Raw genomic sequence first — 24,509 nt, 5'->3', positions numbered from 1 at the left:
CCTCCTATGAGTCGTGGGTAACGGCATCTTTTGGGGCGCGCGCCAAAGAGATGCGAAATACAGTGCGACCGGGTACCGATGTGACGGAAATCCAGCCATGGTGGTCAGAGATGATTTTGCTGACCAGCGCGAGACCAAGGCCCGTGCCGTTCTCCCTGCCCGACACGAAGGGGTCAAAGATATCGCCCTTTATCATTTCAGGCAGCCCCGGACCGTCGTCAATCACCTCAATCTGTAGTGGCAGCGATTGACCAGACCCGTCAGAGCGCCTGAGCCGGAAAGAGTGTTCAAAATAACTGTGCAGCCTGATTTTGCCCGGTGTACTGCCCGCTGCTTCTGACGCATTCTTGAGCAGATTCAGAACCACTTGCAGGAGTTGATCCGGATCACCGTAGGCCAGTGGCAGGGAGGGGTCATAATCTTCGATGATATTCATATGCGCGCCAAATCCCAGCAATGCGGACCGGCGTGCACGATCCAGTACATCGTGGATATTCACGGGTTTGAAATCTGGCGCAGACAAGTTTCCAAATTGCTCGACCTGACTAAGCAGCTTGACGATACGGCGGCTTTCTTCGACGATTAAGTCAGTTAGTTCAAGATCTTCCGAGCTTAAATTCATGCTTAGTAACTGCGCCGCGCCGGTGATACCTGCGAGCGGGTTTTTGATTTCATGCGCCAGCATTTCCGCCATGCCGATGGCGGATTTCGCAGCTGATTTAACGGAATAGTTCTGCGTCATCCGCCCGGCCAGTTCGCGCGGGGAAATCATCAGGATCATGTGGCCGGGGTGCCCCAATAGGGGCGCTACCTGCAAGTCAGACTGCATTGGTGCGCGCGATCCGCCCCCCACATCCACGTCGTTCACGAATAAGGGCGTGTTGGTTTCGCGGGCCCGCTCAAACGCGGATTCGAGCGGGTCGTTCACCGCGATCTGGTCCCAAACCGGCATATCACGCAAGGATTTTGCCGAGACATTCAGGAACCCTTCGGCGGCAGAGTTCATGTCCACAATGCCGTTGTCAGGCCCCACGATCAGGGTCGGAACGGGCAGGCTTGCCCATAATGCATTGTCGCGCATCATGCGGCCACCGGTGCCTGCCAAGCGCAGGCCTCGCGTAAAAGTCCGTCCGTCGTTGCCGCATCCTGAGCGGTTAAAACCGCCTTGCGCAGGTCCTTGGGCGCAGAACAGGTGTCCATGTACCACCCCAGATGTTTGCGCGCGACCTTTACGCCCAGATCATGCCCGTAAAAGCGGATGATGGCCGCATAATGGGTCCGCACCATGTCTGAAAAAGCCTCTCCGACGGGGATTGCAGGCGCTGGTGCACCGTAAAGGTCATGTGCGATCTGCGAGAGCAGCCAAGGCTTGCCGCGCGCCCCGCGCCCGATCATGACGCCGTCAGCGCCCGACAGGCGCAACGCCTGTTTCGCGGATACGCTGCATAAAATATCGCCATTCGCGATAACGGGAATCGATACCACTGACTTCACACCCGCGATGGCGGCCCAATCCGCGTGCCCCTTGTAAAACTGGCACCGGGTACGGCCATGAATAGTCAGCATCCGGATGCCCGCCTCTTCCGCCCGGCGCGCGATCTGAGGCGCATTGAGCATCGCATCATCCCATCCCAACCGGGTTTTGAGTGTAACCGGGATTTTGACCGCCTTCACCACCGCCTCAATCAGGTTCATTGCATGATCCGGAGTGCGCATCAGCGCTGACCCGGAATAGCCCTGTGTGACCTTTTTGGCCGGGCAGCCCATGTTTATGTCGATGATACGCGCGCCCTGCCCTTCGACCATACGGGCGGCTTCGGCCATCAACCCCGGCTCGCGGCCTGCGAGTTGAACGGCAGTACCCTCTGCAGACAATCCGAGTTCGGCCTTTTCCTGGCTGCCCGGACGCGCATTCAGAATATCCGCGCTCGCCACCATCTCAGAAACGACAAGGCCCGCCCCGAAGGACGCAACAAGATCACGAAAAGGCCGATCCGTGATTCCAGCCATCGGCGCCAAAAGCACCGGGGGCATCAAATCGATGGTGAAAGAGCCGGAATTCATCTGCTTAATCCTTGAGCAATGCCTGATTATTAACAGTTTAGCGCTTTTCTCTCAATAATCCAAAGGCCTTCGAGGGGTGTGGTTCGGCTATTTGCCTAAATTTAAGGCAGCTTTCTGAACGATTGCGTCGCACGGCGCAAAGCCATAAACACATGTAATGAGTGAGGCGGTCATGCCATGAAGGTTGGTGCAGTCATTGTCGCGGCAGGGCGCGGAATACGAGCGGGGGGTGACATTCCCAAGCAATGGCGTCCTTTGAAAGACGGGACCGTCGCCCAACAGGCCATTCGCGCTTTCACACAACATCCGAACATTCACGATGTCGTGCTGGTGCTGCATCCCGATGACATCAAAACCGACCTGTGGCCACGCGAGCCCGGCCTCGTCATCGCCAATGGCGGCCCCTCGCGCAGTGCCTCCGTGCTTGCAGGTTTGCAGATGCTGACTGGCAAAGCGGATGCAGCATTGATCCACGATGCCGCCCGTCCTTGCGTGACGGGCCGCGTGATCGATGACGTGATCGGCGCGCTTGAGACCGCAGAGGCGGCCGCCCCCGCGGTTGCTGTGGTGGATGCGCTTTGGACCGGCGAAAACGGACGGGTTTCAGGCACGGCGGATCGCACGGGTCTCTACCGCGCACAGACACCGCAGGGCTTTCATCTGGAACCGATTTTACGCGCGCACCAAGAATTTCCCGAGGGGGCTGCGGATGACGTGGAAGTTGCGCGTCGTGCCGGGTTTGACGTTGTCATCGTGCCGGGAGATGAGGATAATCTGAAAATAACGCTGCCCGAGGACTTTGCCCGGGCCGAGGCAATCCTGAGGGCTCGCGATGGACATTAGACTTGGCAATGGTTTTGACGTGCATGCTTTCGGGCCCGGCGATCATGTGACGCTTTGTGGTGTGGACATTCCCCATGGGCAGGGCCTGGTGGGGCATTCCGACGCTGATGTAGCGATGCACACAGTGACGGACGCGATTTATGGCGCGTTGGCCGCTGGCGATATCGGTCGGCACTTCCCACCGAGTGATCCACAGTGGAAAGGGGCCGCGTCCGATATCTTTTTAAAGCATGCGGTGGCTCTGGCCAGTGAGCAAGGTTTTGAAATCAACAACATAGATTGTACTTTGATCTGCGAATTCCCAAAGATCGGACCACATGCACAGGCCATGCGTGAGAAAATGGCCAACATTATGGGCATGGCGCTGTCATGTATATCCGTCAAGGCGACCACGTCAGAAAGTCTTGGCTTTACAGGCCGCGGCGAAGGGATCGCCTGCATCGCCACCGCCGCCTTGGTGCGCTCATGAGCCAGCTTGCAAAGATGATCGCGACCGTGCTCGGGGTTGGTTATGTCCGCCCTGCCCCCGGCACATGGGGCTCACTAGTTGCGCTGCCTTGGGCGTGGCTGTTGCATGTCATTGGTGGGTTTCCCTTGTTGTGCCTCGGCGTGGTTGCGGCTTTTGCCAAGGGATGGTGGGCCACGGCTGTCATGACCAGAGGCAGCGACGACCATGATCCGTCGGAGATCGTGGTGGATGAATTGGTCGGGCAATGGATTGCGCTGCTCCCCCTTTCTTATGCCGCGTGGTCGATGGGGATGAATATTCTCGTGATGTGGCCCGGCTGGATCGCAGCCTTCGCGTTGTTCCGGCTGTTTGATATCTGGAAACCCGGTCCGGTCGGATGGGCAGATCGGCGCGGTGATGCACTCGGTGTCATGCTGGATGATGTGATCGCGGGCATCTTTGCCGCGCTTGGCGTGCTGCTGCTTGCCGGACTCTATCACGGGCTTATGTGAGATGACGCTCGCCATTGACGTTCTGGAAGCTGCGAAGTCCAAAAACGTGATGATCGTCACTGCCGAAAGCTGCACGGGCGGCATGGTGGCTGCTGCATTGACTGACATCGTCGGATCCTCGCAGGTGGTGGATCGCGGATTTGTCACCTATTCCAATGCCGCCAAAACCGACATGCTGGACGTTCAGTCTGAAACATTGAAACGATATGGCGCAGTCTCTGAACCGGTGGCGAAAGAGATGGCGCTGGGCGCGTTGCGCCATTCAGCGGCGCGTCTTGCGATCTCTGTCACAGGCATTGCAGGACCGGGAGGATCGCAACACAAGCCCGAGGGCCGCGTCTGTTTCGCCTGTGCCATCGACAAGGATTTGCGTGTGGAAACGATAGAGTTTGGCGCGTTGGGTCGCGATCAGGTGCGCGCCGCCGCCCGCGATCATGCACTCAGAATGATCTTGACCGCTCTGCGTTGACAGGTTCAGGCGTTGCCGTACAAGGTCTGCGCCCGCATCTCGAAGGCGCGTACGATACGTTGCATCGCTTCGTTAAAAACGACGCCAATCAGCTGCTGTAAAATCATGTTGCGAAACGCAAAATCTACGAAAAACGACACCTCGCATCCGCCCTCGACGTCTTTGAATGCCCAGTTCGATTTCATGTACCGAAAAGGCCCATCAAGGTATTCCGTATCAATTTGCTTGTCATCAGGCATCAACACAACGCGGCTTGTAAAGCGTTCCCGAAAGACTTTGAAGCTGATCACTAAATCAGCCTCCATTACAATGGAATCGCCCTGTGGCACTGTGGATTTGACACGCGCCGCCGAGCACCACGGCAAAAACTTCGGGTACTCGGTCACATCTGCAACCAGATCATACATTTGTTGCGCACTATACGGCAGAGTGCGGTTTTCAGAGTGCGTTGGCATTGATTTGTCAGGCTCGTCCAGTTAGCCCTCATGTCCTATGTTCACCCGATTAATTCAAGGTAAAACACATGGTAACGCGTCCTTATGTCATAGACGAGATGATCTCGGCCAAATCAATCGCGGCGCGCATAGAGGAACTCTGCAAGGAAATTCACAGCGAGTTTTCCCAAACGAATAAGCTTGTGGTGGTCGGCTTGTTGCGTGGCAGCTTCGTATTTATCGCAGATTTGGTACGTGAGCTTGATCTGCCCATTGAGGTCGATTTTCTTGAGGCGTCCAGTTACGGCGACGGCATGGAAAGCAGTCGGGAAGTGCGCATTCTCAAAGACTTACGCGGCGCAATCGAAGGCCGCGACGTGCTGGTTGTCGAAGACATCGTCGACACAGGCCATACGCTGAACCATGTGACCGGGTTGTTGAAAAGCCGCCTGCCCGCCCGATTGAAATCCATTGCATTGCTCGACAAACCGAGCCGGCGCGAAGTCGATTTCAAAGCAGACTGGACAGGTTTTGAAATTCCGGACGAATTTGTGGTCGGCTACGGCATTGATTTCGCGCAGCGCAACCGAAACCTACCCTACATCGGAAAAGTCCGGTTTACCGAACCTGACTAGCGAAGTTGTCCCGATGCGCGGTAGCTGGCTTTAAACCAAGACACCGACTTTACCGGGTGTATTTACGAACCAAAGCTCGCGCCCATTCCCACATCAGTGTCGTCACCATGATGACCCGTCGCATCCTGCTCGTCCTGTGCAAGAATGGCCGCAATGGCATCATCAATATGACAGGATGCGACGTCGTATTTGTCGCAGTCCAAAGCGGTTTGGATATCGCGCAAGGCGAATACGGCCCAATGATTATTCGACATATGGCAGTGTCCAACGATGTAGTTAGTACAACGGGTGAAATTTTGTATCACCCTCGACTATCGTTTAGGTTGTGTAAAGTACCCAAACCCGTTTTTATCTACCAATGGCCATTTTGGCACGGTTTTCATGCAGTACTCAGACGCGCCTCGCGCGCAGCACGCAGTCGTGCAAAATCATCTCCTGCATGATAGGATGATCGCGTCAGCGGCGTTGCGGACACCATCAGGAATCCTTTGCCAAACGCGGCCTTTTCATAGGCTGCAAATTCATCAGGCGTCACGAAACGATCAACACGGTGGTGTTTCGGCGTGGGCTGAAGATATTGACCGATGGTCAAAAAATCGATGTCTGCAGCGCGCATATCGTCCATGACCTGCATCACGGATTGGCGGTCTTCTCCCAGACCCACCATGATCCCGGATTTCGTGAACATGCGCGGATCAAGCTCTTTCACCCGTTGCAGCAAGCGCAGCGAATGAAAATACCGCGCGCCCGGTCGCACTTCTGGATAGAGACCTGGCACGGTTTCAAGGTTGTGGTTAAAAACATCGGGCCGCGCTTCAACAACCGTTTCGAGCGCGTCGGGCGCGCATTTGATGAAATCAGGCGTCAGAATTTCTATGGTGGTGGCGGGGCTGCGGTGGCGTATGGCCCGAATCGTCTGGGCAAAATGGTCCGCACCGCCATCTTCTACGTCATCTCGATCAACCGATGTGATGACCACATGATTGAGGCCCAGTTTTTCAACCGCATGTGCCACACGGCCCGGTTCGAACGCGTCAAGATCCTCGGGCGGTTTTCCGGTTGCGATGTTACAAAACGTACAGGCTCGGGTACAGACTTCGCCCATGATCATCATTGTCGCGTGGCCCTGGCTCCAGCATTCGCCCACATTCGGACAGCCTGCCTCTTCGCACACCGTGACCAGCCGGTTTTCCCGCATGATTTTCGCAGTTTCCGCATAGCCCTTGCCACCGGGTGCTTTCACACGAATCCAATGCGGCTTTTTGGGCTGTGGGCTATCGGCGCGGCGCTGTTTTTCCGGATGGCGCTGCTCGGGAATTTTAATGTCACGCATCTGCTTTTCCAGACTAATTATCCATTCCCTATGTATCACAACAACCGCTTAGCGAAAGGTCCCGCGACGCATGGCCGCTATTCCTCAGGCGATATTGTCAGAACGCGCGTCTGAAACCTACCACAAAGGCGTTTGAACCGCCGTTCGGTTCCAACGTGTCAAAGGCGTTTGAGCGATGGTGAATACGCGCAAAGATCGTTTCATCTGCGTTTCTGGTGGCAAATTCCGCTTCGAGAAACCAGTACACAAGATCACGGCGCGACTCGCCGTATTTTTCACGTTCGACGTTTGAAATTTCGGAATAATGTGATCCGCCGAGGCCAAAGGAAAAACTGTCAAAGGCATCCCACCAGCTTTCTTCGGGATAGTACCGCAACACAACAGGCACGACTATTTCGTAAAAACCCTGATCGCCAAAGTGCATATTTGCCTGAAGTTCGATCCCGAATGAAAAGCGGCTGTCGCCAATCGGCACGTCATATCCGGCGAGCAACCCGAGCAGGTAGTTGTCAACAAATTCGACTTTCGATGGGTTGATCGCATCATGCGCACGCTGATTGGTCATGATGCCGGTCTGATAGCCTAATGACCACGTTCCCTCGAGCGGCACGTCAGCCCGTGCTGTGCCAGATGCGAGCAGCCCCCAAATCACCACGTACGATAGACGCATGGCAGCGCTTATCGCCCGCCGTGTTTTTCCAATCTGCATGGCCCACCCAGAAATCGCCCGTTCCTCGACCGAGATGCACGGTTTTATCCTCGATCTCAACCGCAATGTGCACAAAAATCATGATCGTTTCCTTAACTAGGCTTAGGTTGCGCAGCGCCGCAGGTCTGAAAGCTGCCAGTGCAAAAGTGACGTAATCGCGCGCTCGACCACCGCGGAAACACGGGGTTATCCGATCAGCGGACCACCCGGGCCCACAGTCTCATCATAATGGCGTTTCAAGCGCATCAGAGCGATCCGCAACACGATCTTGCCCGACCGCGCGGACCAGCCGAGCTTTTTCTCTGCGGTTTCGAGACCTTCAAGATAACAACAACACCGCAGCACAACATCAGACAGCCCCGGACCCAGTTCTGACAATGCATCCGCCACACGCTTGCGGGCATTGGACGGCCCGTCATTCACGCCACTGTCAGGTACATAGCTGCCATGATCGCCAGCTGTCAGAAAGCTGTCCCAGTTTTGCGTAACGCGCGGGCCCATCTGAGCCAGTTCAAAGTCTTCGCGCAGTTGCTCACCTGCGGAAACAAGATTATCTGTCAGGAATTGCTCGCCGTTTTTGTCCTTGCGCCGCGCCAGCGCCGTCAAAGGGCTTTCCGCAAGATTATAGCGCATGCGCCGCGGGCGTTCAGTTTCAATGTCCTCCGACGCTCCCCATGTGGATGTCGATCCGACAAAAGCAGTCTGGCTCTCTGCAAACCCGGGCGCGTCGTCTGCCCTCACATGATCCATCATACCCTCAAGTGCCGAGCGACCTGCAGGCGTAATTGTATAACGCGTGATTTTTCCGTTTTGCTTGGGCGAAATCCAATCCTTAAGCGCAAGCGCTTCGGCAAAGCTTCGGTTGACCACTCCTGTGCGTGTCGCCGCACCGGCAACGCCGTCGCGCACAATGACAGCCTTTTCCATCTCTGTCGCAACAGCCAGAACAGCGCCTGTTTCACACAAGCGACGCAGAACGCGCACAGCTTCAGCCTCAAAGTTTTCATCCTCGGCCGCTCCGGCGGGCTGGTCAGGTCGGCGGATTTTTGATTGAAAGGTCATGGCGGTTGAGTCCTCTTGTTCTGGTGTGGCGGGTGTCAGGCAGGGTTTGAAATGCACATGCCCAAGGTTGCGCAGCGCGGCATCTACCAGCGGGTCGTCGCGCCGCGTCTCGATGCGTCTGATCTGGCGCAGGATGGTCGACGCATGGCAACCTGCGGCCCGTGCCAATGCACGGATTGGCAATCCGGCCTCTGTATGCGCAAGATACATCTGCGCGGCAGAGGGCACCCAGTCGGGCAGCTGCAGGCTATCAATTGGGTGGGTATATGTGAGCGTCTCAAGGTCTTTCATTGGGCAGTCACCAGTCGTTTTTTATGGTTGCATTTCTATTCATTAATGCAACCTAGAGGTGAAACTGGTTACCTGTTCGTTAACACGGGTAGATATGCAAAGTATTGTATCTTTTACATAAACAGTATTTAAACGACCGCCCGGTATAATACCGATTTGCGCAACAGTCCTGCCTTATTCTGAAAACCCGGCCTACCCATAAAAAGGGTAAACAAGGTATAAACCACCCCGCGCGACCGTCCGGCGGCCTGCGCAACACCCGTATAAAGTGTGTCATAAACTTAGCTCGAACATCAGCTCATCTGGTGTCGATCAAGAAAAGGACACGACCCATGCAAGACATTCTCTCCATGTTGCACGCCCTGCGCCGCCCTGCACTTTTGATGCGTGCTGCCCGAATTGGTGCCGAAGACTATCGCCGCAGCACGCACTTACCGCGCCTGCTTGGCTACGGTGTCCTGCCGCGACATGGATCCGCCTTGCTGAAACTGATGGAAATAGAAAACGAGCTGAACACGCAGCGCGTGAGCGGCAACAGCAGCTATAGCCTCGTCAAACATGTGGATGTGCTGATCGCAATGGTCAGTGAGGCACGCGTCTTGCGCGCCGCACAAACGGCGTGATCTACATAAAGCTGTCGGGTTCTTCCGACTTCTTGCGCGCGACGAAATCAGACAAGGCTTCGGCAATCGCCGGGTCCAATGCAGGTTGCTGATAATCCGCCAGCATTTTCTCAACACGCAGGCTGGCGAGCGTTTGCGTATCCCGCGCGCCCTCGTCTTCCCACGTCTCAAAGGGTTTGTAATCCAGCAGGTCGGACTTCCAGAACGCTGACTTGAAATTGCTTTGGGTGTGATCGCAACCAAGGTAATGCCCGCCCGGCCCAACCTCGCGAATGGCGTCCATCGCCTGCGCATTCTCGTCAATTTCCACGCCGCGCGCCAGATGGTGCAAGGTGCCGAGTTGGTCCGCGTCCATCACAAACTTTTCGAAGGATGAAACCAACCCGCCTTCGAGCCAGCCACAGGCGTGCAGCATAAAGTTGACCCCTGACAACAGCCCCATGTTGAGGCTGTTTGACGTCTCATATGCGGCCTGCGCATCCGGTAATTTGGATCCGCAGAATGAACCCGCGGACCGGAACGGCAGACCCAGCCTGCGCGCCAGCTGACCCGCACCATAGGTGATATGCGCAGCCTCTGGTGTCCCGAATGTCGGTGCCCCTGAGTTCATATCAATCGAGGTCACAAACGCGCCCATGATGACCGGCGCTCCGGGGCGGATCAACTGGCTATAGGCGATGCCTGCCAGAACCTCGGCCAGAACCTGTGTCAGCGTGCCTGCCACAGAGACAGGTGCCATCGCGCCACCCACGATAAAGGGCGAGATGATGCAGGCCTGATTGTTACGTGCGTAAACCTCCAACGCGCCCATCATCACATCATCAAAAGTCATCGGTGAATTGATGTTGATGAGCGACGTCATCACCGTGTTTTCCTGCACGAAGTCTTGGCCAAACAGCACACCGCACATATCCACACTGTCCTGCGCGCGGCTCGGTTCCGTGACAGAGCCCATGAACGGCTTGTCGCTGAGCGTCATATGCGCGTGCAGCATATCAAGATGGCGCTTGTTCACCGGGACATCCGTGGGCTCGCACACAGTACCACCCGAATGATGCAGCCATTTGGACATATAGCCAAGCTTCACGAATTTGCGAAAGTCCTCCATTGTGGCATAGCGACGTCCGCCAGCCATATCGCGCACGAAGGGCGGGCCATAGACCGGCGCCAGCACGAGGTTCTTACCACCGACCACGACCGAACGCTCCGGATTGCGGGCATGCTGGGTGTAACTTGACGGGGCAGTTTCACAAAGCTTGCGCGCCAGCCCACGCGGGATTCGCACGCGTTCGCCGTCCACATCGGCACCGGCATCGCGCCAGCGCTGCAAAGCCGCAGGGTTTTCAACGAAATTGACGCCGATTTCCTCAAGCACCGTTTCCGCGTTGGTCTCGATAATCTCCAGCGCTTCTTCGCTCAGCACTTCGAAGTTCGGGATGTTGCGTTCGATATAACGCGCTGTCTCGAATGACACTGCGGTTCGCGCAGCCCGGCGCGCAGCACCACCACCGCCGCGGCCTCTTCTACGTTCTGCTACCGACATGTTCACACCCTCACGCTCGCTGTTGCACTGCACCTACCCCATCTGCCATTCGACGCGCCCGCTCAGAACGGCTTTGCAGGGAAAAAAGCGACATGCGCAAATATAACGGCACCGTATTTCAGCGAAAAACATGCGCGCCTGTCCAAGCACTCTAATTCTCAGGCTTGCCACGCCTTCTCAGGCGGCATAATCAGCCCACATGAGCACATCTGACCATGACCGCCTCCTCATTATTGATTTTGGCAGCCAAGTGACGCAGCTGATTGCACGTCGCCTGCGCGAACTGAATGTTTACTGCGAAATTCATCCCTTTAATCTGGTCGACGATTCTTTTCTCGACACCTTCAAACCCAAGGCCGTGATTTTATCCGGAGGACCTTCTTCCGTTTTTGCGCAAGGGGCACCGATGCCCCCGGCCACTGTATTTGAACTTGGCGTGCCGATCCTGGGTATTTGCTATGGTCAGCAGGTGATGATGCATTGCCTCGGCGGCAAGGTCGAACGCGGACACGGCACCGCAGAGTTTGGACGCGCATATGTCACCCCGACTGCGCGCAGACTGGACATTCTGCAAGGCTGGTTCGAAACCGATCAGGACCGTGAACAGGTCTGGATGAGCCATGGCGATCACGTCAGCCAGATCGCGCCCGGGTTTGACGTTTTTGGCACCTCGCCCAACGCGCCTTTTGCAATCACTGCTGATACAACACGCCATTTTTACGCGGTGCAGTTCCACCCCGAAGTCCATCACACGCCCAATGGCGCCAAATTATATGAGAATTTCGTCCGGCTGGCCGGGTTCAAAGGCGATTGGACCATGGGGGCCTACCGCGAAGAAGCCATCGCAAAGATTCGCGAACAGGTGGGCAGCGGGCGCGTGATCTGTGCGCTTTCAGGGGGCGTCGACAGTTCCGTCGCTGCCGTTTTGATCCACGAAGCCATCGGCGACCAGCTGACTTGTGTCTATGTGGATCACGGGCTGATGCGCAAAGACGAATCGGCACAAGTCGTTGGCATGTTTCGAGAGCACTATAACCTGCCCCTGATCCACGCGGATGAATCGGATTTGTTTCTGGGCAAGCTTGACGGCGTCAGCGACCCAGAAACCAAGCGCAAGATCATCGGCGGGCTGTTTATCGAGGTCTTTGAGAAATACGCCAAGGAGATTGGCGGCGCTGATTTTCTGGCCCAAGGCACGCTATATCCCGACGTGATCGAATCGGTCAGCTTTTCGGGTGGCCCCTCAGTCACGATCAAATCGCACCACAACGTCGGCGGGTTGCCCGAGCGGATGAACATGCAACTGGTGGAACCGCTGCGCGAACTCTTCAAAGACGAGGTCCGCGCTTTGGGTCACGAGTTGGGCTTGCCCGCCAGTTTTATTGGCCGCCATCCCTTCCCCGGACCGGGCCTTGCCATTCGCTGCCCCGGTGAGATCACCCGCGAAAAGCTCGATATCCTGCGCGAAGCCGATGCGGTCTACATCGATCAAATCCGCAAACATGGTCTGTACGATGAAATCTGGCAGGCGTTTGTGGCGATCCTGCCCGTGCGCACCGTGGGTGTCATGGGCGACGGGCGCACTTATGATTTTGCCTGTGCGCTTCGGGCTGTTACGTCGGTTGATGGCATGACCGCGGATTACTACCCCTTTTCCCATGACTTTCTGGGAGAAACCGCAACCCGGATCATCAATGAGGTACCCGGCATCAACCGCGTGACCTACGACATCACCTCAAAACCACCCGGCACGATCGAATGGGAATAATTTTGCCTGCGCTAGCGCATCCGATTTCTCTCCAAAGAGAGATCTAAGTTTCTGATAAAAAGTAATAAAATACGAGATGTTCTTTACCATCGATCGGTGAGCTATCGAGTGTTACGACGGGAAACCTGACGGTATGTACGTCACGGTTCGACCTTTGGGCACAATCGTGTTCCGTTTCGACTATCGTTTGAATGATCGTCGTGAGACGCTCACCCTTGGTCGATATGGCTCAGCGGGCTCATCTCTGGCCCGCGCTCGAGAGGCGTTGATCGATGCGAAGCGTCTTATTGCGCGGTGCGTCAGGCACCCAGAGCGTCATAGTATCTATATGGTCAAATGACCATGCTTCGTCCTTGTGACCCAAAGGCAGAACAATTGACCCGCCCAACGCCCCAATCTTGTAGCTGGACGGCATCAGGGATTTACCGCCACCGATAGCTGTCCGCACCGGTTTGCTGAGTGCGGGGTGCAACAAGGCAGCCCCGTGTTCCATCGCTTCCGAAGATCCGACAAGAGCGGCTTTGCCGCAGCAGACAGCGGGTGCTCCCAACATGCCCAAAGCTCCTTTGTCAGCGACCCTCCAAGCCGCGCGCCAACGTCGAAAAGGGGCGATAGATCTTCTTGATGAACTCCAGCAAATGGGTTTCTGACAACCGCCATCGCGGAAACGCGTGTGATCTGGTCGCACGGCTGACCCATTTCATCTGCGGTGATAATCTCCTTGATGAAAATCGTTTTCCGAATGTTTATCGTCACACTTTCCTTTCCTGATCCATCACAAGCGCGCCTTTGAAAAACTGGAACGCAATGCCAAGCGGCACCACCGCAGCAAAGAGGGTCATTGCAAGAAACAATGGACCTTGCGGATTGCCAGTCGCGTCAAGGATCGCACCTGCGACCGGCGGCGTGATCCACATGATCGCATAGTATACCGTAAAAAAAATCCCCATGCCAAAGGCCCTGACCTGAGGCCGCATGGCTTGCCCCGCCATTGCCATGATAACCCCGGCAGGCGCCATGCCAATCAGTCCAAACAGAATACTTGCGCCAACGCCAGCGCCAGGCAGGCCAAGTAACAAGAGCGCTGTCATGGCACCGCCCATGCAGACAGCCAAGACTATGTTTTGTCCACCAATTCGATCCACGATCTGTCCGCAGGCCGCACCGGAAAAGATCATGATCCAACTGCCCACACTTATGATGCCGGCGGCAGCAATGGCGGCTTGGCCGTGGCTTTCAAGAACCTTTGGCGCAAAGGCAAGATAGGTGACGTAGGCGGCGTTAAAGACGCCCCAGGCCGCTGCCGCACACAAGATCAAACGCCATTCCTGCCGTATCAGCGAAATCCGTGTTCCGCCCGTCGCATCAGGCAAGTCATGCGGCGGACGGTAAAGCAAATAGACCCCTAGCGCCGCGATCAAGCAATAGATGGAAGCGGCCTGAAACGGCTCTTGCCAGCCGTATGTCTGGGATAACCAGGCGTGGCCAACTTGTCCCATAGCGATCCCGAAAGGCCAGCTCATCACAAGGATGCTCATGGCCGTGGCAATCTCGCGGCCCTCAAACCAATCCGCGATCATTTTGGTAAAATAGAGCGTCGTAAAAAGAAACCCCACCCCGGCAAAAACGCGGCCCATCGCAATGGCCCAGCTATCCGTCGCAAAGGACGACGCGGCCCCACCCGCAGCCAGTGCGCTCAAACCAAACACCACCATGATGCGATCTGACACGTAACGCCCCCAATACCCGGCAGGTATAGCCAAAAACAATCCGGGTGCCATGAACAGCCCGATCAGGAAGCCGATATCTGCATAGCTGAGTCCGAAGGCGACGACGAGATCGTCGCCAACGGACGCTACGGTTTGAAACTGAAATCCGAGTCCGACACGCGCAAAAAACAGCAACCCCAGAATGCGCCAACGCATCACGCCCAGCCAAGCCCACGCAGCGCGTGCACGTCGTTCCAGATTTTGGTCATATGGCTGATTTTGTCGCCGTCGAACTGCATCACATAGGCGTAATCTGAAACAACAGCTTTGCCCGTAGGCGCAACCGGTCCACCTTCCCCGGTTTGCGTACCGTGGAATTCGGCGGCGGCAACAACGGTGCCGCGCGCTTCATCCGCCGCAAAAGCCGTCAGCTTGTAACGGCCATCCGGTACAGGAGTCAGAAGCCCCCTCATCCACTCAGCGTATTCAGCAAGGGTTGTCATTTCTGCCAGCGCATCCGCCTGACAGGAAAAACGGGCCCCTTCGTAGCAGAAAGGCTTGCAGCCTTCCCACCCTTTGCCGGTTTCGCAGGCTTCGAAAAAGGCTTTGGCGGTTTCGTATTGTGTCATTGTGCTGTTCTCCATGTTGATCCCATGGCAGCAGCTTAGATCGGCGCTGATCAATTCGGGTATCGTGCAAATGCTGTAAAATCAGCATTGGACGTGCAGTATTCAAACTACAGCATTTGCAGGATTGCTTGTTGAACGCGTTCTTACCAAACTTAGTACAAGGTCATTTTTCGGAGTATTATGGGTGTCTGGACAATCAGGTCTCAGCCAAAGGGAGTTGCAGATCGCGCAATCCTATGCGGGTGGAGAGACCTATCAGACAATCGCCGACGCGCTTTGCATTGCGCCGTCCACGGTGCGGACGCATCTTGCGACGATCTACCGCAAACTTGAAGTCTCCTCGAAGCTGGAACTGGCAACCTATCTGAATGGCGACGCCCCTGAGCCCCGCAGCCAATCCGAAATGGCCGCCGTGGTGTCCGAATTGGCCCTGAGCCTGGAAGAAGCCATCAGTCGCGAAAAGGCCCTCAGCGAAGTGTTGCGGATTATTAGTGCGTCCCAAGGTGATCTGGACGCAGTGATGCCGCTGATCCTGACCTACGCACTAGAGCTTTGTGACGCGGAATTTGGCATCCTGTTCGAGTATCAGCAAGACGGCAGGTTTCTTGCCAATCACACAGTGGGCATTCCGAAACCGTTTCGGACCTGGCTGGACGCGCAAGGTGTCTTCACTGTCAGCCCCGAAACGGGTCTTGGCCGTATGAATAGTCAGCGTGAGACCATCAATATCATCGACGTCAAATCAGAGGCGATTTACAAGACCGATGATCCTTTGCGCTATGCCACTGCCGATCTTGGCGGGGCGCGGTCCTTTGTTGCCATCCCTATGCTTGCCGGTGACAGTTTGGTTGGCGCATTCACGATCTATCGCCAGACGGTCCGACCTTTTTCCGAAGAAACCACTCGGCTAGCACAGATGTTTGCGGCCCAAAGCGTGATCGCATTAGAGAACGCGCGCATGATCCGTGCGATACAGGCGGCGCATTCGTGACCGAGAATTCCGATGAGACAAACATACTCACCGCCCGCGAAAACCAAATTGCGGCGGACTATGCACAAGGTGAAAGCTATCAGCAGATCGCCTGTGTCTCGCACCATCAACGGTTCGCACACATTTGGCCACGATCTACCGCAAATTTGGTGTATCCTCTCCGAGCAAACGGCGAATCTGGTTCACCAGCCGTGTTCAACTTGCGACGACGCGCTGCCGGATGCGATGGACTGACTGTATTTCCAACTGTTCAGGGGACTTTGGTGGCACAAAGCGCATCGAGGGGCGACCGACAGCCTTAAAGATGGCCTCTGCATCGTTGCGATCGTTCTTGTTCGATTTCACATAAGGTTTCACAAACTGTTGTGAGATTAGACGCACTTCGTGAGCCAAATCCGTCAGAACACGTGCCCAGTAATGTGACCCGCAGCACGCCTCCATTCCGACGATACATAGTTCAAGTTCAGCGAAGAATTGTGCAACGCCATCCCGCCGCAATGTCTTCCTCAGAACGATCTTCTCCTGAGCATTGACACCATGAACTTGAAAAACATACTTGGCCATCCCTCTCATCGAAACTGCGTTTCGACTGCCGGTCAAAGATCAAGGCCGATTGTGGTAACTTGAATTGGGTGGCTCCTCTAAAGTGGTTTGTGACAACCGCAATATGGCGCATTGTGACGCCGGTTGGAGCAGGAGACATCCACCCCATCAGCTTTCCCTGATTGCCGCATCAGTCTCCTGTCCCAAAACGTCCCCCAACACCGACGGGCAAGGGCTACTATTGCCCATTATGCTTTTTGTGGACCTTCACTTTGGATTGCACGCGCAACAACGCTCTTTTGCCGGTTAGCGGGCCTGCCAAAAAGGCTTAGCGGTTCCACAGCTGCCGCCGGATCAAAAATTCGTTGTTGAGGATTCCCATGACGTGCCAGAATAGATACCAACAGACACAAATGGCCGGTCCGCAAAACCTGGCCCTTGGACTCTTTCTAGGCCTTATGTATCAAACGCACCAAGAGTGCCAACGCCCGCGTCGGGCGCGGTGTGGCGCATGATCGAAGCTCTATTGCTTTCTGTCGGCCAAGTTTGATCCAACACATACTCTGGTTCAATCGTTGCGGAACAAGCCAGACAGTAGACCCGCTATTCGTCTTTGCAGAGCTGCAATTGCTGGCCCAGCCCATCGATCCCAAGACAAACCTCGTCTCCCGCCTTAAGATAACGCGGCGGCGTGAACCCCATGCCCACACCGGGTGGTGTTCCGGTTGAAATAACGTCACCTGGTTGCAATGTCATAAACTGGCTAATGTAACTGACGAGGTGGGCCACCCCATACACCATCGTCGACGTAGAACCGTTTTGCACCCGCTCTCCGTTCACCTTCAACCACATCGACAGCGCTTGCGGATCGGGAATCTCATCAGGTGTAACAAGGTATGGGCCGATCGGACCGAAGTAATCGCAGGACTTCCCCTTGGTCCACTGGCCCTGCCGCTCAAGCTGATAGGCGCGTTCCGAAAGATCGTTGATCACGCAATAGCCCGCGACATGATCAAGCGCATTGGTTTTGGATACATGTTTTGCTGGCTTGCCTATGACGACGCCAAGCTCAACTTCCCAATCCGTTTTTTCCGACCCTCGTGGGATCACAATGCCGTCGTTTGGGCCGCAGATGGCACTGGTGGCCTTCATGAACATCACCGGTTCAGTCGGAATATCCATACCACTTTCTGCGGCATGGTCGGCATAATTCAGACCGATGCAGATGAATTTACCGACATCAGCCACACAAGCACCCAATCTGACGTCTGATGCGACAAGAGGAAGGCCTCTCCAATCAATCTCTGCGAGGTCTTGGAGTGTGGTCAGGGTCACACCACAGAGATCATCGCAGTGTTGCTCAAGACATCTGATGCCACCATCAGGATCGATAAGCGCAGGCTTTTCCTCGCCAACATTGCCGTATCGTAGGAATTTCATGGGATTGTTTCCTTTGTGAATACTAGTGATTATCGCGGGGAATATCTTTGGTCTGAGCAATACGTTGGAAGTCCGGCGCGTTTGACAGAACCGCTCCCTTATCGAATTGGTTGATCAGGTTGCGTTGAATTTGCTGCCACGGGGTTTGATCTGCGGGATAGGCAAAATTACCTGCAGCAACCAGATCAGCACGGCGCCGATCGAGTTCGGTATCGTCCAAAAGAACGTCGACTCTGCGCTGAGCCAGATCGACACGCAAAATATCGTTGGTTTTCAGAATTGCCAGACCGCCCATGGCTGCGGCTTCGGGGGCTACATTCAAGATCGATGGCGAACCGGACGTTCCTGACTGACGCCCATCTCCAATACATGGTAACTCCGTAATTCCGCGAGCAATCAAAGCAGCGGGCGGCTGCATATTCACAACTTCAGCGCCACCAGGGTAGCCGATTGGTCCTGCACCGCGCATTACAAGGATGCAGGTCTCGTCAATCCCGAGGGCGGGATCATCAAGCGTGTCGTGATAATGCTCGGGTCCGTCAAAAACGATTGCACGCCCTTCAAATGCCTCTGGGTCACCTTCCGTCGACAAATAACGCGCGCGAAACCCGTCTGAGATGACTGATGTTTTCATAATGGCACTGTCCCAAAGATTACCCGTGAGATTCAAAAAACCTGCTTTCGGTTTCAGCGGGGTTCCGAACGGGCGAATGACATCCGTATTAGTGATCGGAACGTCCACATACACATCTTCCATTGTACGTCCATTAGCACAAAGTGCATCAGGGGCCGGCAGGACGTTATTCTCGAGCAATGTACAAATAACAGCCGCGATACCCCCCGCCCTATGAAAATCTTCGGCTAGGTATTTTCCGGACGGTTGCATGTCTACGATCAAGGGAACCGTATGTCCCAACCGTTCCCAGTCATCGTTGTCCAGTTCCACACCCATATGGGATGCCACAGCGTTCAAATGGATCGGCGCGTTGGTTGATCCTCCGATGGCAGAATTCACAACGATGGCGTTTTCAAACGCTCCACGTGTCATAATGTCAGATGGTTTCAAATCTTCGTGAACCATGTCGACGATGCGCTTGCCAGTGCGGTACGCCATCTGGCCGCGTTCGCGGTAAGGGGCGGGAATGGCGCCCGAACCGGGCAGTTGCATACCTAAAGCTTCGGCTAGGCAGTTCATCGTGCTCGCCGTACCCATCGAATTGCAATATCCGACAGATGGGGCCGCATCCGATACTTTTTGCATGAAGGTTTCATTGTCAATTTCACCCACGGCGAGGTCTTTACGCGCGTCCCATATGACCGTGCCCGACCCCATGCGTTTTTCACCTTCCCAGCCATTCAGCATCGGACCAACAGACAATGCGAGTGCGGGGATATTCACTGTTGCGGCGGCCATCAGCAAAGCGGGAGTCGTCTTGTCACATCCAATGGTCAGGACAACACCGTCCAGCGGATATCCATACAACGTCTCAACCAGCCCAAGATAAGCGAGGTTACGATCAAGGCCCGCTGTCGGGCGTTTGCCCGTCTCTTGAATGGGATGCACTGGAAATTCAAAGCAAATGCCACCGGATGCGGTAATGCCATCACGCACGCGTTTGGCCAACTCAACATGATGCCGATTGCACGGCGTAAGATCATTTCCAGTTTGCGCAATCCCGATGATCGGCTTGCCAGATTGCAGTTCTTCGCGGGTCAGACCGTAGTTCAGATACCGCTCAAGATACATCGCAGTCATGCCCGGATTTTGTGGGTTATCGAACCAGTGTTGCGAACGAAGTTTCATCTTATTTCCTTAAGCTTTTTGGTTTCGAGCAGGGATCGGCGCGTACTCTGGCAGCAGGTTAGTTGCCTTGAGTTCGTCCCACAGGTCAGCCGGAATGTGTTTGTCAAAGGAGGCGATGTTACCCTCTATGTGCGTGGGATTTAGGGCACCAACCACCACACTTGCGACCAGAGGATGGGCAGCAGCAAACTGAAGTGCCGCAGCCGCTAAAGGTGTGTCGTGTCGCTTACAGATGGCGTCAATCTTTCGGACTTTGGCCAAAATATCATCGGGTGCAGGCCCGTAATTGTATTTGGCATCTGGCACTGCACCCGTCGCGAGGATGCCAGAATTGAAAGCACCCCCCACGATGATACCAATGCCGTCACGTTCACAACGCGCAAATTCGTCAAGAAGGACATCGTGTTCTAGGAGCGTGTATCGCAACGCAAGCAAGAAACAATCGACAGGCACATGATCCAAGTACCACCCAAAGGTTTCGCGGTCATTTAGCCCTGCCCCAATGGCCCCAATCACGCCGGAAGACTTCAACTCTTCGAGTGCCCTCCAGCCGCTTTGAGACAATGACTTACGATGATGCTCAAGTGTTGCAATATCCGGGTGGAACCAACTGTCCAAATCATGGATCAGCAGGACATCGATGCGGTTCATCCCAAGTCTGAGATAGCTGTCTTCGACGGACCGCATAATGCCATCATATGAATAGTCGAATGTGATTTCGAAAGGCAAAGGACCGATCCATTGGTCCGCGACAAAGTTTGTCGGATCCGCTGGCCTGCGAAACAACCGCCCCACTTTTGTCGACAGAACAAAGTCATTTCTATCTTGTAGGTAAAGGCCGCGACCTGTGCGTACTTCGGCTTGGCCATGCCCATAGAATGGGGATGTGTCAAAGTACCGACATCCCGCCTCCCATGCCGTTTTCAGAGTCTCTTGGGCGACGGAGTCATCGACATGTTCGAATAGGTTTCCCAACCCTGCGGTTCCAAGACCAAGCGCCGAGAGGTGCAGGTCGGTGCGTCCCAACCTGCGCTTTGATGCACTTCGCTTGGTCATGCCGGCGCCCCGGAAATTCGACGTTGCAGAGCATTGAGAATGACCGCCGTCATAATAATAGCACCGGTAGCGAAATCCTGCCAAAAGATATCAATCCGCGCGAGGTTGAGAAAATTGCGGATCAACACAATGATTATCACGCCCAGAACAGTACCAAGCACTGTGCCGCGACCGCCCGTTAATGACGTGCCACCAATGACAACCGCAGCAATCACTTCAAATTCGAGGCCTTGTCCGGAGTTGGGCGACACGGCACCGATGCGCATTACGTTCAACACGCCCGCGATGGAGGCGCAAAGGCCAACAATCGCGAAGCACTTCAGTTTCACTTTTGTGGTATTGATACCGGCCAAACGCGCAACCGTAGGGTTAGCGCCGACGGAGTAGACTTTGCGACCAAATGCCATGCGGTTCATCACAAACCAGCCAACGACATAGACCAACACAGCAACCAAGAATATCGACGGCAACCGCAATCCTATCTCAGAGAATGGCAATGGGATCTCGATTGGGCGTGAAACACCGAACGCTTTTAAGCTGTCGGGGATACCGGCAATCGGCTGGCCCCCTGTTACAACGAGTGTCAGGGACCGTGCGATCATCAACATTCCCAGCGTGACAATGAAGCTAGGGATAAGGAATTGTGTTACCAATAGTCCACTTAGGACCGCCAAAGCCGGCCCAACTAAAAGGGCCACCGCAATCCCCAGCACCATCAAAAGAACTGGATTTGCAGCCCAAAACGGCATCGCATATGCGGCCGGCATCACAACCATGAACCACCCCATGACGGCACCCGTCAAGCCCACAAGCGAGCCTACGGAAATATCAAACTCGCCGTTGATAATCACGATGGTCATCCCAAGTGCAACGATCAGCAACGTCACCATCTGACCCAAAAGGTTGGACAAGTTTACCGCAGATAGAAACCGCGGATTCATAGAGTAGATGGTTGCCGAAAGCACGATCACAACCAACACCAATTGAATAATGTTCAGGTTACGACGACCAAAAGTGATGAGGGAATTCATGATGTAGTCTCCACTGAATTCTCAGCTTCTAAAGTGAGCGAGTTTGGTTCAAATGATGCATTTGCAGCATTGGTCAGGTCCTCCTGCGAAAACCCCGGTTTATCGAGACGCGCGACAATACGGCCACGAAACAGAACCAGCGCTCGGTCTGCGATCTCAGCCAACTCTTCCATTTCGCTGGTTAAAATAATTACAGCGCATCCTTCAGCCGCCTTTTCCACAATGAGCTCTTTAATGGATTGTTTTGCACCAATATCGACGCCTATTGTTGGCTCGTCCAAGATCAGAACACGCGGGTTTGTCATAAACCACTTCGCCAACATGACCTTTTGTTGGTTCCCGCCCGACAACGTTGAAAGAGCTGCCAAGGGTCCTGTGGCCTTGACGGATAGTTGCCTCATCTGAGTTTCAACTTCGGATTTCAGCGCGCTCGATTTGATAATACCAAGCCGATTGGAGAACCGATTAAGTGACGGCAGACCGATGTTATCAGCAATAGAGAAGTCAACGATGGCACCGGTTCTATGGCGATCGTTGGTGACAAGCCCGACACCTGCATCCATTGCATCCGCTGGGCTGTCCCACTGGACAGCCTCCCCGTCCATCAGAATGTCACCAGAGGTCGCCCGGTATTCAGGGTCGGCAAAGATTGTGCGAGCCAGATCGCCAAGGCCAGCGCCAATCAATCCCCCGATGCCTAGAACTTCACCCGGGCGAATATCAAAACTGATGTCGGTCAGTCGGTGTCCTAACGACAGCTTCCGCACTTCCAAAACCGGGTCACCCAATTGCTTGCCTGCCGCATCGACTTTTTCCGAGGTCCGCAATGCGCCACCGATCATCGTACGAATGGCCTCGGACAGCGTGATATCAGCCGTTGCACCCTGCCACGCCATTTTTCCGTCGCGCAAAATGGTCAGGCTTTGGGTGTGCTCAAAAACTTCGTTCAGATAATGTGAGATATACAGAACGCTAACGCCCGTCGCCGCGATGCTTTTGACCTGCGCAATGAGAATTCCAACTTCTACGGCGGTCAGCGAGGATGTCGGTTCGTCCAACAGCAAAACCTGCGGCTTCTGGCGCATTGCACGGGCCAATTGCACCATTTTACGCAGATCGGTGGGCAGTGATCCCAAGACGGTCTGTGGCGAAATTTCTAACTTGAGTGTGTCCAGCAAGTGCTGTGCTTCTATCGCCATGGCTTTTTGGTCAAGGAAAGGTCCGCGTTTGATCTCAGCATTTAAGAATATATTCTCGGCCACTGACATGGTTTCAATCAAGTTCACGTCCTGATGCACAGTGATCAAGCCAGAGGCGATTGCAATTTCTGGCGACCATCCGGCAATGGAGGCACCTCCGACCTCGATCTTGCCTGCGTCAGGGCGATGAACACCGCAAAGGGTTTTTACCAAGGTGGATTTACCAGCACCATTTTCACCGATCAGGCCGTGGATTTCGCCGGGCTGCAAAGTGATGGACACACCGTCAAGAGCTTGGGTCGCCCCAAAAGCCTTGCTGATGTTCGTCGCCTTCAACATACCAGACATGCTGTCCGGCTGAGCGGGGAACGCTAAGTTACCCCGCCCATCCATTTGTTTTGACGAGTTCATTTGCCTGTAACTTGTGGGTCGTCGGCGAATTCGTCGGCGTTTTCAGAAATTAGAAGCTTGGTATCAAGACCGATGAATTCCTGAGTTTCCGCACCTGTGATCGCAGCCATCACTTGGTTCAAACCCGTAAATCCCATAGCGTAGGGATCTTGAACAACTAGGGCATCAATCTTGCCATCACGCACCATCTGCCAGGAGACCGGGTCCAGATCAAAACCAACTAGTTTGACTTCACCAACACGACCTGCGCCTTCAAGTGCCGCATAGGCACCTTGTAAAACAACTTGGTTAAACGAGAAGACACCTACGATGTCGGGCTCGGAGACCAGCAAATCTTCCATGACGTTGCGGCCATTGTCCAAGGTCATCGCTGGTGGCATGGCAGCTTCTTCAAGAACTGTTAGACCCAGTTCAGCGGCGCGATCCTCAAACCCTTTTTGGCGCAGCTGAGCGTTGTCGTTGGTTGGTGCGTAATCCAGCGTGATCACCTTTGCCCCTGCGGGAACAATCTTGGCCATTTGTTCAGCTGCGAGCATACCGCCCGCCAGATTATCCGTGATCACCAGTGAGGTGATTTCACCTTTGCGCACTCCAATATCAGTAACCACAACCGGAAGCTTTGATGCATTGTACAGATTAGCGATGGGTTCTCCGACCATGACGCTGTCACCGGGGAAGATCAAAAGGCCATCGACACCTTGCGCAAACAGATCTTCAAGATCGTTTACTTGACGTGTTTTATCGTCGTCGCCGCCATTGGTCACAACAATATCAATGTCGTAACCCTTTTCTTTCCACTCGGCAGCGGCGGCCTCAGCCCCGTTCACCATTGTCACAAGAAAGGGGTTCGTGCCCCAGAAAACGGAATAGCCGATGGTCACGTCTTCGGCTGCTGCCGCGCTTGCCATTGTCGCAATGGTCCCCACAGCCAAGAAGTTCTTTAGTTTTGATTTAATCATGGT

At 54.8% G+C, this 24,509-nt stretch carries 27 protein-coding genes and 2 pseudogenes; 9 read left to right on the top strand and 20 right to left on the bottom strand.

The annotated features are described in order from the left end of the window. Positions 1-4 precede the first annotated feature (4 nt). The gene (locus tag K5Q35_RS03710; protein WP_220798489.1) at positions 5-1,084 is read right to left on the bottom strand and encodes a nitrogen regulation protein NR(II); all 1,080 of its coding nucleotides are present in this window, start codon (positions 1,082-1,084) and stop codon (positions 5-7) included. Beyond that, the gene (dusB, locus tag K5Q35_RS03705) at positions 1,081-2,064 is read right to left on the bottom strand and encodes a tRNA dihydrouridine synthase DusB (RefSeq protein ID WP_220798488.1); all 984 of its coding nucleotides are present in this window, start codon (positions 2,062-2,064) and stop codon (positions 1,081-1,083) included. Before dusB ends, K5Q35_RS03710 begins: the two co-directional genes overlap by 4 nt. A gap of 177 nt (positions 2,065-2,241) precedes the next feature. Between dusB and ispD the strand changes: the two genes are divergently transcribed. Genes ispD through K5Q35_RS03685 form a run of 4 tightly spaced genes read left to right on the top strand, consistent with a single transcriptional unit; the run spans position 2,242 to position 4,336 of the window. Then, positions 2,242-2,907, top strand: coding sequence for a 2-C-methyl-D-erythritol 4-phosphate cytidylyltransferase (ispD, locus tag K5Q35_RS03700; RefSeq protein ID WP_220798487.1), 666 nt, complete (start codon positions 2,242-2,244; stop codon positions 2,905-2,907). Further along, positions 2,897-3,376: a 2-C-methyl-D-erythritol 2,4-cyclodiphosphate synthase gene (ispF, locus tag K5Q35_RS03695; RefSeq protein WP_220798486.1), complete on the top strand. Its 480-nt coding sequence runs from the start codon at positions 2,897-2,899 to the stop codon at positions 3,374-3,376. The genes ispD and ispF overlap by 11 nt, the downstream gene beginning before the upstream one ends. Continuing rightward, positions 3,373-3,867, top strand: coding sequence for a phosphatidylglycerophosphatase A (locus K5Q35_RS03690; RefSeq protein WP_220798485.1), 495 nt, complete (start codon positions 3,373-3,375; stop codon positions 3,865-3,867). Before ispF ends, K5Q35_RS03690 begins: the two co-directional genes overlap by 4 nt. A 1-nt stretch (position 3,868) precedes the next feature. Further along, positions 3,869-4,336: a CinA family protein gene (locus K5Q35_RS03685; protein WP_220798484.1), complete on the top strand. Its 468-nt coding sequence runs from the start codon at positions 3,869-3,871 to the stop codon at positions 4,334-4,336. Positions 4,337-4,341: 5 nt separating this feature from the next. Here the strand turns inward: K5Q35_RS03685 and K5Q35_RS03680 are convergent, their stop codons facing one another. After that, the gene (locus tag K5Q35_RS03680) at positions 4,342-4,791 is read right to left on the bottom strand and encodes a type II toxin-antitoxin system RatA family toxin (protein WP_013961705.1); all 450 of its coding nucleotides are present in this window, start codon (positions 4,789-4,791) and stop codon (positions 4,342-4,344) included. Positions 4,792-4,859: 68 nt separating this feature from the next. Between K5Q35_RS03680 and hpt the strand changes: the two genes are divergently transcribed. After that, positions 4,860-5,405 (top strand): hypoxanthine phosphoribosyltransferase, encoded by a 546-nt coding sequence (gene hpt / locus K5Q35_RS03675; RefSeq protein ID WP_013961704.1) that lies wholly within the window; start codon positions 4,860-4,862, stop codon positions 5,403-5,405. Positions 5,406-5,467: 62 nt separating this feature from the next. Here the strand turns inward: hpt and K5Q35_RS03670 are convergent, their stop codons facing one another. The 5 genes from K5Q35_RS03670 to K5Q35_RS03655 form a co-directional block, all read right to left on the bottom strand. Next, positions 5,468-5,659 carry a hypothetical protein gene (locus tag K5Q35_RS03670; protein WP_013961703.1) on the bottom strand — a complete coding sequence of 64 codons (192 nt, stop codon included), beginning with the start codon at positions 5,657-5,659 and terminating at the stop codon, positions 5,468-5,470. Between the two features lie 125 nt (positions 5,660-5,784). Next, complete coding sequence (gene lipA / locus K5Q35_RS03665; RefSeq protein ID WP_220798483.1) at positions 5,785-6,738, bottom strand: lipoyl synthase; 954 nt, start codon at positions 6,736-6,738, stop codon at positions 5,785-5,787. Between the two features lie 97 nt (positions 6,739-6,835). Beyond that, a complete protein-coding gene (locus tag K5Q35_RS03660) occupies positions 6,836-7,408 on the bottom strand; it encodes a hypothetical protein (RefSeq protein WP_259650445.1) in 573 nt (190 codons plus the stop codon). Continuing rightward, positions 7,350-7,529: a hypothetical protein gene (locus K5Q35_RS22600; protein ID WP_259650444.1), complete on the bottom strand. Its 180-nt coding sequence runs from the start codon at positions 7,527-7,529 to the stop codon at positions 7,350-7,352. Before K5Q35_RS22600 ends, K5Q35_RS03660 begins: the two co-directional genes overlap by 59 nt. Positions 7,530-7,633: 104 nt before the next feature. Continuing rightward, entirely contained in the window at positions 7,634-8,800 is a 1,167-nt protein-coding gene (locus K5Q35_RS03655; protein WP_013961700.1) for a DUF6456 domain-containing protein, read from the bottom strand. A gap of 332 nt (positions 8,801-9,132) precedes the next feature. Here K5Q35_RS03655 and K5Q35_RS03650 point away from each other — a divergent pair, with 332 nt between their 5' ends. Then, positions 9,133-9,423: a DUF6477 family protein gene (locus K5Q35_RS03650; protein ID WP_013961699.1), complete on the top strand. Its 291-nt coding sequence runs from the start codon at positions 9,133-9,135 to the stop codon at positions 9,421-9,423. 1 nt (position 9,424) lies between these two features. Here K5Q35_RS03650 and K5Q35_RS03645 read toward each other — a convergent pair whose 3' ends face one another. Beyond that, positions 9,425-10,966, bottom strand: a complete 1,542-nt coding sequence (locus tag K5Q35_RS03645) for a trimethylamine methyltransferase family protein (protein ID WP_220798481.1) — start codon at positions 10,964-10,966, stop codon at positions 9,425-9,427. Between the two features lie 199 nt (positions 10,967-11,165). Between K5Q35_RS03645 and guaA the strand changes: the two genes are divergently transcribed. Together guaA and K5Q35_RS22900 are read left to right on the top strand one after the other, a co-directional pair. After that, the gene (gene guaA, locus K5Q35_RS03640; protein WP_220798480.1) at positions 11,166-12,734 is read left to right on the top strand and encodes a glutamine-hydrolyzing GMP synthase; all 1,569 of its coding nucleotides are present in this window, start codon (positions 11,166-11,168) and stop codon (positions 12,732-12,734) included. A gap of 127 nt (positions 12,735-12,861) precedes the next feature. After that, positions 12,862-13,029: pseudogene (locus tag K5Q35_RS22900) on the top strand (Arm DNA-binding domain-containing protein); the annotation flags it as partial. On the opposite strand, the gene K5Q35_RS22590 reads toward K5Q35_RS22900, so the two are convergent. Genes K5Q35_RS22590 through K5Q35_RS03620 form a run of 4 tightly spaced genes read right to left on the bottom strand, consistent with a single transcriptional unit; the run spans position 12,973 to position 15,072 of the window. Next, positions 12,973-13,227, bottom strand: coding sequence for an amino acid synthesis family protein (locus K5Q35_RS22590; protein ID WP_374758572.1), 255 nt, complete (start codon positions 13,225-13,227; stop codon positions 12,973-12,975). The pseudogene K5Q35_RS22900 and the gene K5Q35_RS22590 overlap by 57 nt on opposite strands. Next, entirely contained in the window at positions 13,149-13,433 is a 285-nt protein-coding gene (locus tag K5Q35_RS22895; RefSeq protein WP_374758582.1) for an amino acid synthesis family protein, read from the bottom strand. The genes K5Q35_RS22590 and K5Q35_RS22895 overlap by 79 nt, the downstream gene beginning before the upstream one ends. Positions 13,434-13,486: 53 nt before the next feature. Continuing rightward, entirely contained in the window at positions 13,487-14,659 is a 1,173-nt protein-coding gene (locus K5Q35_RS03625) for a CynX/NimT family MFS transporter (RefSeq protein ID WP_220798478.1), read from the bottom strand. Continuing rightward, on the bottom strand, positions 14,659-15,072 hold the full coding sequence (locus tag K5Q35_RS03620; RefSeq protein ID WP_220798477.1) for a nuclear transport factor 2 family protein: 414 nt from the start codon (positions 15,070-15,072) through the stop codon (positions 14,659-14,661). Before K5Q35_RS03620 ends, K5Q35_RS03625 begins: the two co-directional genes overlap by 1 nt. Positions 15,073-15,256: 184 nt before the next feature. Between K5Q35_RS03620 and K5Q35_RS03615 the strand changes: the two genes are divergently transcribed. Further along, positions 15,257-16,063: a LuxR C-terminal-related transcriptional regulator gene (locus K5Q35_RS03615; RefSeq protein ID WP_220798476.1), complete on the top strand. Its 807-nt coding sequence runs from the start codon at positions 15,257-15,259 to the stop codon at positions 16,061-16,063. Between the two features lie 198 nt (positions 16,064-16,261). Here K5Q35_RS03615 and K5Q35_RS03610 read toward each other — a convergent pair. The 7 genes and pseudogenes from K5Q35_RS03610 to K5Q35_RS03580 all read right to left on the bottom strand — a co-directional run. After that, positions 16,262-16,636, bottom strand: a pseudogene (locus K5Q35_RS03610) (transposase); the annotation flags it as partial. 573 nt (positions 16,637-17,209) lie between these two features. Further along, positions 17,210-18,046 (bottom strand): fumarylacetoacetate hydrolase family protein, encoded by an 837-nt coding sequence (locus K5Q35_RS03605; protein WP_220798474.1) that lies wholly within the window; start codon positions 18,044-18,046, stop codon positions 17,210-17,212. Positions 18,047-18,068: 22 nt separating this feature from the next. Continuing rightward, the gene (locus tag K5Q35_RS03600) at positions 18,069-19,850 is read right to left on the bottom strand and encodes an IlvD/Edd family dehydratase (protein ID WP_220798473.1); all 1,782 of its coding nucleotides are present in this window, start codon (positions 19,848-19,850) and stop codon (positions 18,069-18,071) included. 9 nt (positions 19,851-19,859) lie between these two features. Next, a complete protein-coding gene (locus tag K5Q35_RS03595) occupies positions 19,860-20,906 on the bottom strand; it encodes an aldo/keto reductase (protein WP_220798472.1) in 1,047 nt (348 codons plus the stop codon). Further along, on the bottom strand, positions 20,903-21,937 hold the full coding sequence (locus tag K5Q35_RS03590; protein WP_220798471.1) for an ABC transporter permease: 1,035 nt from the start codon (positions 21,935-21,937) through the stop codon (positions 20,903-20,905). Before K5Q35_RS03590 ends, K5Q35_RS03595 begins: the two co-directional genes overlap by 4 nt. Continuing rightward, the gene (locus tag K5Q35_RS03585) at positions 21,934-23,475 is read right to left on the bottom strand and encodes a sugar ABC transporter ATP-binding protein (protein ID WP_259650471.1); all 1,542 of its coding nucleotides are present in this window, start codon (positions 23,473-23,475) and stop codon (positions 21,934-21,936) included. The genes K5Q35_RS03590 and K5Q35_RS03585 overlap by 4 nt, the downstream gene beginning before the upstream one ends. A gap of 68 nt (positions 23,476-23,543) precedes the next feature. After that, the gene (locus tag K5Q35_RS03580; RefSeq protein ID WP_220798469.1) at positions 23,544-24,506 is read right to left on the bottom strand and encodes a substrate-binding domain-containing protein; all 963 of its coding nucleotides are present in this window, start codon (positions 24,504-24,506) and stop codon (positions 23,544-23,546) included. Positions 24,507-24,509: the final 3 nt, after the last annotated feature.

It is taken from the genome of Roseobacter sp. OBYS 0001 (assembly GCF_019654895.1).
In the GTDB taxonomy this organism is placed as follows: Bacteria; Pseudomonadota; Alphaproteobacteria; order Rhodobacterales; family Rhodobacteraceae; genus Roseobacter; species Roseobacter litoralis.
This window is presented reverse-complemented; position numbering and strand designations above follow the sequence as displayed.